The sequence below is a fragment of the Phocaeicola coprophilus DSM 18228 = JCM 13818 genome (genome assembly GCF_000157915.1).
GTDB classification, from domain to species: domain Bacteria; phylum Bacteroidota; class Bacteroidia; order Bacteroidales; family Bacteroidaceae; genus Phocaeicola; species Phocaeicola coprophilus.
In genome coordinates this window covers 7,195-15,405 of record NZ_EQ973633.1, presented here as the reverse complement: position 1 = coordinate 15,405, position 8,211 = coordinate 7,195, and the positions used below count along the sequence as shown (strand labels likewise).

7 protein-coding genes and 2 pseudogenes are annotated in these 8,211 nt (G+C 44.8%); 4 read left to right on the top strand and 5 right to left on the bottom strand.

All coding sequences use genetic code 11. The features are described 5' to 3' along the window. Together BACCOPRO_RS18275 and BACCOPRO_RS03810 are read right to left on the bottom strand one after the other, a co-directional pair. A partial coding sequence (locus tag BACCOPRO_RS18275) for a hypothetical protein (RefSeq protein WP_008141103.1) occupies positions 1-185 on the bottom strand: 185 nt, incomplete at its 3' end. 3 nt (positions 186-188) lie between these two features. Then, positions 189-530, bottom strand: coding sequence for a hypothetical protein (locus tag BACCOPRO_RS03810; RefSeq protein WP_008141101.1), 342 nt, complete (start codon positions 528-530; stop codon positions 189-191). A 165-nt stretch (positions 531-695) separates the two neighbouring features. On the opposite strand from BACCOPRO_RS03810, the pseudogene BACCOPRO_RS17390 reads away from it, so the two are divergent. Continuing rightward, positions 696-1,465, top strand: a pseudogene (locus BACCOPRO_RS17390) (transposase); the annotation flags it as partial. A gap of 221 nt (positions 1,466-1,686) precedes the next feature. Further along, positions 1,687-2,304: pseudogene (locus BACCOPRO_RS18460) on the top strand (transposase family protein); the annotation flags it as partial. Positions 2,305-2,568: 264 nt separating this feature from the next. Here the strand turns inward: BACCOPRO_RS18460 and BACCOPRO_RS03795 are convergent. From BACCOPRO_RS03795 to BACCOPRO_RS03785, 3 genes are read right to left on the bottom strand one after another with little or no spacing between them, the layout of a single operon-like run. Beyond that, positions 2,569-3,960 carry a vWA domain-containing protein gene (locus BACCOPRO_RS03795; protein WP_040311146.1) on the bottom strand — a complete coding sequence of 464 codons (1,392 nt, stop codon included), beginning with the start codon at positions 3,958-3,960 and terminating at the stop codon, positions 2,569-2,571. Then, positions 3,884-5,512: an AAA family ATPase gene (locus BACCOPRO_RS03790; protein ID WP_008141092.1), complete on the bottom strand. Its 1,629-nt coding sequence runs from the start codon at positions 5,510-5,512 to the stop codon at positions 3,884-3,886. The genes BACCOPRO_RS03795 and BACCOPRO_RS03790 overlap by 77 nt, the downstream gene beginning before the upstream one ends. After that, complete coding sequence (locus BACCOPRO_RS03785) at positions 5,500-6,405, bottom strand: DMT family transporter (RefSeq protein ID WP_008141088.1); 906 nt, start codon at positions 6,403-6,405, stop codon at positions 5,500-5,502. The genes BACCOPRO_RS03790 and BACCOPRO_RS03785 overlap by 13 nt, the downstream gene beginning before the upstream one ends. A gap of 151 nt (positions 6,406-6,556) precedes the next feature. Here BACCOPRO_RS03785 and BACCOPRO_RS03780 point away from each other — a divergent pair, with 151 nt between their 5' ends. Together BACCOPRO_RS03780 and BACCOPRO_RS03775 are read left to right on the top strand one after the other, a co-directional pair. Beyond that, entirely contained in the window at positions 6,557-7,135 is a 579-nt protein-coding gene (locus BACCOPRO_RS03780) for a helix-turn-helix domain-containing protein (RefSeq protein ID WP_008141086.1), read from the top strand. Positions 7,136-7,149: 14 nt separating this feature from the next. Next, positions 7,150-8,211 (top strand): AMP-binding protein (locus BACCOPRO_RS03775; RefSeq protein WP_040311152.1); only part of this gene is annotated, 1,062 nt, incomplete at its 3' end.

Below are 8,211 nucleotides of genomic sequence, written 5' to 3'. Positions count from 1 at the left end.
AAACAAACAATCTTTCCGCTTTTAAACAAGGAAGACATTGGAAGTGTATCCACTACTTCCACAGAATCTATATTAACACAATAGGTAGCTGTGTCAACCTGTTCAGATTTGCCATAACAACCAACCAATAGGATTATGCTTGCAACAAGCATAATCCACAAGAAATCTGACTTTATGCTTCTCATAAGTTATTCACATGTTGTGGAAATCCTTTGATCATCCTCACCTATATATTGTCCGTAAAGACCATAATATTCTACAACCTTACCCTTACGACAAACTCCAGAAGAATTTCCCGCACAACCATAAGTAAAAATAACTTTATTCCCTCCATCGGTCAGATCTCCATACTTCACATCCATCAAATATTCACTACAAGGGCCATCAGAGAACTCACTATTAGCCAAAGCTTCTATTTCAAGTAATGAAATATTCATTTTTTTTTCGGGAATATCTATCAAGAAAGATGTAATAAGAACACCTATAGCAACTCCCCAGTAAGTTAAATTAATTTTCTTTACGTCTCTCATATGCCAAAATTTCAAACAATATTTAATAACCCTTAATTCCGCAACTTCTTTCTAAAAAAATAATTTAAAGTGCTGAGTAATAATATATTGCCAAGTACTTTGTCATGTCAGAAGATTCACTTAACTTAATGTTGCAAATAAAAATCAAATAAATCTTCATCTGACATGGCTAAAGTACAAATAAAATCGGAGAAAATCACCCCTTTTGGCGGAATATTTTCAATCATGGAGCAATTTGATGCTCTTTTATCCAATGTGGTTGATTCGACATTAGGCTTGCGAAGCCGAACCATCGGTTATCAGTACAGTGAAATATTCCGTTCTCTTATGTGTGTGTACTTCTGCGGTGGTTCTTGCATTGAGGATGTCTCCACACATCTTATGAGGCATCTTTCCTGCCATTCCAGACTCAGCATATGCAGTGCTATACGATTATACGTGCCATAAAATAGTTGACTACCTCAAACATAACCTATACGTCTCCTGTCTCAGGGAAGTCATACGATTTCAATACATCCGATAAGATGAATGAAGAAGTTTACGGGATACAGTCCCGCAGTGGCGGTTATCGGTGATCATATTGTCAGCAATGAGAATCGTAACGGCAATGCCCATTTCCATCAGCAGGATACGCTTGAAAGAATATTTTCAAGGTTTGAAGAAAACGGCATCCATGTTGATAGCATGCGTATGGATTGCGGCTCCTGCTCGGAGGAAATTGTAGACACGGTCAAGGCGCATTGCAAGTATTTCTATATACGCGCCAACAGATATTCCGCTTTTTATGACGACATGTTCATTCTCAGAAGATGGAGGAGATCAACGGAATAGAATACGAACTGAACTCCATAGTCGTTGAGAAATAGAAAGGAAAACCGTACCGTCTTGTTATTCAAAGACAAAAAAGAACAAACAACATACAGGAAATATGGGAAGCACTACCTTCCGCGATAGCGTATTGTAATCTGCCTGTAGTAAATCTAACTTTGCCATATAAATTTTATGATATGGAAAGAGTAGAATACTACAGGCAGTTTTCTCTGCTTTAAAAAATTATGTGCTACAGGTCAACAATCCTATTCCTTCAGAGAGTATTGTTTGGAACATAAAGTCAACTGTAGCTTTGAACCCGTTGGCGGAATTAAAAGATTGAATAATGTATAGTATAAAGTTGTACATATATCAGATTTTTAGTGACTTATGGCATCAAATCTTTGAGTTATATAGTCTCTCTATGCGCAACTTATATAAAAATTCGTTAAGTTTCTGGAGATATGTAAGCAATTCTCCAAAGAGTTGGTTACGAAGCAGGGAAATGTTCTTCGTCCCAGTCCTGTACCCCATTCCTCTGATTTAGAGATCATAGCCATGAGTATGGCTGCCGAGTCGGAAGAGACAGACAGTGAAAACTGGCTTTTTGAAGCCAAGTTGAAAGAGTGTAAGGATTCCATCCCGAACCTTACCTCACGCCGTCAGTTCAATGACCGCCGTAAGTCTGTGAGTAATCTTCAAGAGAAGATACGCAGCCATATGGCTAATAAAATCTAAGTGATGTCATACACTCTTACGACCTCTCCAAGACAAGTGTTCACGATATTCATCACCTCAAGGACATAAAGACTATACATCACGATGCTGTATCATCGGCGACAAAGGCTATATCGGAGCAGAGGTGCAACTTGACCTGTTTGAAACAGCAAACGTCAAGCTCGAATGTCCATACAGACTCTACCAAAAGGATTGGAAGCCTACTTTTTCTCCATTAGCATACGCACCAAATTAATTCAGTCAACGGGTACAATTAGGTCGCAAAGGCTCTCACGATTGCTCAGTCGTCCGAACATCATACTTACGAACGAAATTGTTGAATTGAGTTCTGTTCATGTTCATAAGCAGCTTTCAATTTGACCGCTAAGCTACGAATTCAAATCCGTTTCATACTAAAACACTACTTAAACAACTGCATTTCAATAATTTCAAAAACCAATTAGCTAACTTTTATAGGGCAGTAGTGATCTTATATCAAACTGTTTCCGGCTTAACGGGTGGATGAACTGCTGATATTCATATCCCAATAGCGGTCGCAGAGTCCAAGATACTCCGTTTCGGGAACAGAACCGAACACGACTCCGTAAAAGGATGATTCACGCAACTTTGCCTGACGGACAGATTCCAGCAACTCATCCGTCGGAGGAGGCATTTCAAAATCTGAGATCAAAACCACGTCAGACCGTTTCCATCCGTTCGTCCGGATCAGTTGCAAAGCTTCCCGGACAGCCGGAGCTACATCTGTTCCTCCATCAAAACGCTGGTTCAGGAATTCAGCCAGCAGAGGCAGGTCTGCCTTCAGATCCTTGATCAGCAGGCAACGGATATCTTCTGCAAAATTGATCACATAACACTTGCGGCAGGTCGGTTCCGTCAGCCGGGCAATGGCAAGCACGGCTGACTTGGCAAGGATTTCCCGACGCCCCTGCATGGAACCGGAAGTGTCGACACAAATAATAAACGGCCCCTGTGAGCTCTCCGGTTTCCGTTCCGGCAACAAGGAAGCCTCAGCCTCCTGCGAACGGCTGTTAAAAAGCTGCAGACGCTTCTCAACGAAGCGCTGCATAAAGAGTGGACGCAATGTTTCTTCTGACAAATAACAATATTCAATGGGAAGAAGACTGTTCAAGTCATTCCCCAAAGCAATCCCTTCAATATCGCTTCTCACCGCATGATGAACCAGCTGTTCCTTCCGGATCCCCGAAAAAGAAGCAAATTCCCTTTTCTCTCCACGACTGCTCCTGCCTAACAGCCGGACCAGTTCCTGCAAGTTCCGGTTATGTTCCCATTCCTTTTCATACGGAGCCAAAGAACGATACAGCTCGGGATGATTCAGCAGCAGCCAGCGCAACCGGGAGCCGATCACATTCTCCACCGTCTTCATCCCGCTTGCCTTATCCAGCAACACAAATCCTTCACAAAGCTCACGGATATGCAGATATTGGTAATCAGATTCCTTTACCGTCAGCAGATGATGCCATTTATTCAGGAAAAACTCCTGCATCCGTTTTCTTTCTTCGCTCCATAACGGCAAACGTTCCAATGACTCGATGTAATAAGCCACATTCAGTTCCGATAAGGCATAGCGTTTTCGGAAAGCAGACTGCATCCGCCGGAGAAAATCCAGGAACAAATCGGGAGACAGATTCTCATTCTCATAAAAAGCATCCCATTCCGGAGTGTAACGCGAATAAAACTCCTGCAACGAGGGAGCAGTCTTCCGGTAATAAGTCCATACCTCGTCTTCCACTTCACGAGGCAAGACCGTTCCGCGGTGTAATGCTTCCTGCAGAACTTCGAAACTTTTAGTGCGAAGCTGCTCCAGATAACGTGTTTTCAGATCCTTCAGCCGGATACTCCTCGTTCTCTTTCCTGTATGCATGTTTCAGTTCATTCAATTCATTCCGATAACCAGCCACATCCGCCTGATGATGAGTCAGCATCTTCCGCATAATTTCCCGCTGGCGGGCACTCAGAAACAGATGAGATTCGCAATAAGCCTTCTCACGGGCAAACAAATCTTCACAATCATTTTCCACCCGCTGCAACTTCTGTTCAAGTTGTGCGAAACGGGCTGCCATATCTTCCTGCGGACGTACTTCAACCGGTGGAAGGGGCATACATCCGGGCACACACAGCAAAGGGTATTCATAGTCGTTGATAAATACGGAACGGCGTCCCCGGCGTAAAGTATAGATTTTATTCTGAGGGACTTTCCCGTGCAGCGATGCATCATATTTCTTCAGGACAAAGCAGGCCGACTTATACTTATCCTTTTGCAAGCAAAACTGTTTGCCCCGGTCATCAAGCAACTGATAATCGGAAGCAAAGATCAGTAATTTTCCGGCCATCCGAACCCGCTCCACCTGATAATAATACTGATCTACCAGCTGCAATCCCGGATCTTCATTTTCACGGACAACCGCATCCGAAGCCAGTTCGTCCTTCAAGGAACGCAATTCATCATCAATTCCTTTCAGATTCAGCAGATAGCCTTCCGCACTGCGACGAATGGCCTTGCTGACCATTTCTTCAACCAGATCCATCTGTCCCACTTCGTTCCACAAACCATACATCAGCAGGAGGCAGTCCGACAAATGAATGGTATCTTCCCCGTTCAGGAAAGCTGACGCACGAAGCAGTTTCACCAGTTTCTTCCAGCGGCGGTCTGAAACATAAAGTGACAGGTCTGCCGCATCTGCATTTTCCTGCCGGCGATTATATTCTTCGATTTCTTCCTTCAACAAATGAATGACTTCGAAAATGGAATAATGGATCTTCACTTCAGCGATCTTTCTTTGCCATCCGGCATATTCCTCTTCTCCGATAGCCAAAGCCGGATCTACCTCCGGATCTTCCTCGCTGACGGATGCAATCATGCGGTCAAAATCAGACAGATCTTCTATGCCTCCGACCAGTACCCGGACAAGAAAACGGTCCCACAATGCTTCCAGCCCCTGCCCGGAAGCCGGCAACTCATTCGAAGCCGCTACCAGCCCTTTCAAGGGAACCTTTATTTCAAAACGCCCGTTGCGGTACTTCTTTTCATTGATGACCGTTAGCAGGGAATTCTGAATAGCCGGACCGGCCTTCCAGATTTCATCCAGAAAAACAACGGCCGCAGAAGGCAGATAGCCCTCAGTCACACGCTCATAGATATCATCGTCCTTCAGTCGGGAAATGGAAACCGGACCGAAAAGTTCATCCGGCGTACTGAAACGGGACATCAGATATTCAAACGATGTTCCCTCCCGAAAAGCCAGCTTCAACCGACGGGCCACCATACTCTTGGCCACTCCCGGAGGACCTAACAGAAAAATACTTTCACCGGCAACAGCAGACAACAGAGCCAGCGAAACGACATGTTCCTTACCGAAAACCTGTTCATTCAGCTGTTGCAGCAATTGATGAATACGGACTTTCAACGTTTCCATTTTACATATATATAAGGTGTAAACTTCTTATTCTGCATCAAGACATTGAGACTCTGTAACACCACAGACATAAAAATCAGTCCCAGGCCGATATAAAAACTGAAGTTCAGGTCGCGGGCCTCACCAAACAGAATCATTGCTCCTATAATGCTGTAAATAGGCTCCAGGTTATAGGTCAGGTTGAAAGTGAAAGCCGAAATCTGCTTCAGCACCTGAATCTGAAGTATATAAAGCCATACCGTGCATACGGAAGCAAAGAGCAGCAAATAAATCCAGTCATTCATCGCCGGCAGTATACTGGCAACCGGGAAAAAATATAAATAAACCGGTAAGATGCAGATCAGCCCCAGAAAACCTCCTCCCATTTCATAAAGCAGCATGGTACTGGCCGGATAGCCGGCTGATACCTTCTTGTTACAGATGGTGAAAAGAGAGGCCAGTGCCGATGAAACGACTCCCATCCCGATACCTGCCCGATAACGGGTGTCAAAATTAAAGATCAGAAAAATCCCCAACACCCCTAGCAGGCTGAACAGCATTTCCCGCCAGGAAACCCGGTGACGGTTGATCAGCGGCTCAAACAAAGCCGTGAAAAAGCTCATCAACGAAAGACAGACCACCCCGATAGATACATTGGAAGCCTTGATACTTCCGTAAAAGAACAGCCAGTGAGCGGCCAGCAACAGGCCCACGGAAGCAATACGCTTCATATCATGCCAAGGTACGCGATGCAATTTCTTCAGCATGATCAGAACAACATAAAAAATCAGCGTTGCCAATAACATGCGATACCACACCAGCAAACCTTCATTCAATGATATCAACCGGCCAAATATACCGGTTCCCCCGGCTATCAGGACCGAGAGATGGAGTTTTATAAATGCTTCTTTCATTTGTCTATTCCTAAAAAACACGGCAAAGGTACAACTTCAGTAACAAAAATAAAGAGATTCCCTATGGTTTTCTTAAAGATTGATTATATTTGCAGCTGAACTTGTCAAAAAAGTTCTTAATTAATTCAGAACACTAAAAAAAGATTCAACTATGGACTGCACAAAGATTATCGGAGAAAAAATAAAAGCACTGAGAACCGCTCAGGAAATTACTCTTGAAGAACTGGCAGAACGTACAGGACTGTCCAAAGAACAGATTGAAAGCATTGAACAGAATATCAACATACCTTCACTGGCTCCACTCGTAAAAATCGCACGGGCATTGGGAGTACGTCTCGGAACTTTCCTCGACGACCAGCCCAATGAAAACGGACCGGTAGTCTGCCGATGCGGAGAAGCAGATGACACGATCAGTTTCTCCAACAACTCCCCTGATGCACGTCAGAACCTTCATTACCATTCTTTGTCAAGAAGCAAAACAGACCGTCACATGGAGCCGTTTGTCATTGACATCGATCCGAATCCGGAAAACGGATTTACCCTTTCCGCACACGAAGGAGAAGAATTCATCATGGTGCTGGAAGGAGTTTTGGAAATCAATTACGGAAAATCGGTCTATGTACTTGAGAAAGGCGATACAATCTATTATGACTCCATCGTACCTCACCATGTACATGCTTTTGAAGGACAGTCTGCCCGCATTCTGGCCGTCATCTATACTCCCATCTAAAGAAACAGACTATGATGCAATTATCAGAACGTACTTTGGGAGACTGGCTTGAACACTGGGCTGCAACCACTCCCGACAAAGAATACATTGTTTACTCCGACCGCAACCTGCGGTTTACCTGGAAACAGTTTAACGAACGAGTAGATAACCTGGCAAAAGGCCTGCTGAGCATCGGCGTGGAAAAAGGAACCCATGTCGGTATCTGGGCACGGAATGTACCCGACTGGCTGACATTCCTCTATGCATGTGCCAAGATCGGTGCCGTAGCCGTTACGGTAAACACCAACTACAAACAGGCCGAACTGGAATATCTCTGCCAGAACTCGGATATGCACACCCTGTGTATCGTGGACGGAGAAAAAGACAGCAGTTTCGTTGACATGACGTACACCATGCTGCCCGAACTCAAGACCTTCCAGCGCGGACACCTGAAGAGCAAGCGCTTCCCTTACATGCGCAACGTAATCTATATCGGACAGGAAAAATACCGCGGCATGTATAACACGGCAGAAATCCTGCTGCTGGGAAAGAACATTGATGACGAAAAACTGGAAGAAGCCAAGAAGAAAGTAAGCTGTCACGATACCGTGAACATGCAATACACATCGGGAACTACCGGATTCCCCAAGGGAGTAATGCTGACACACTACAACATCGCCAACAATGGTTTCCTGACGGGCGAACACATGAAATTCACGGCAGATGACAAACTTTGCGTCTGCGTGCCGCTCTTCCACTGCTTCGGTGTAGTGCTCGCCACAATGAACTGTCTGACCCACGGATGTACAGAAGTAATGGTAGAACGATTCGACCCGCTGCTGGTTCTGGCATCCATCCACAAGGAACGGTGTACAGCTCTGTACGGAGTTCCCACCATGTTTATTGCCGAACTCCATCATCCCATGTTCGACATGTTCGATCTCTCCTGCCTGCGCACCGGCATCATGGCCGGATCTCTCTGTCCGGTAGAACTCATGAAGCAGGTTGAAGAAAAGATGTTTATGAAGGTCACCAGTGTATATGGACTGACGGAAGCCTCTCCCGGTATGACACATACCCGTATTGACGACCCGGCC

What these genes read in the sequence shown, in the direction of transcription:
- BACCOPRO_RS03810 (WP_008141101.1), bottom strand. Translation starts at nt 530, where the DNA reads ATGAGAGACGTAAAGAAAATTAATTTAACTTACTGGGGAGTTGCTATA.
- BACCOPRO_RS03795 (WP_040311146.1), bottom strand. Translation starts at nt 3,960, where the DNA reads ATGCATACAGGAAAGAGAACGAGGAGTATCCGGCTGAAGGATCTGAAA.
- BACCOPRO_RS03790 (WP_008141092.1), bottom strand. Translation starts at nt 5,512, where the DNA reads ATGGAAACGTTGAAAGTCCGTATTCATCAATTGCTGCAACAGCTGAAT.
- BACCOPRO_RS03785 (WP_008141088.1), bottom strand. Translation starts at nt 6,405, where the DNA reads ATGAAAGAAGCATTTATAAAACTCCATCTCTCGGTCCTGATAGCCGGG.
- BACCOPRO_RS03780 (WP_008141086.1), top strand. Translation starts at nt 6,557, where the DNA reads ATGGACTGCACAAAGATTATCGGAGAAAAAATAAAAGCACTGAGAACC.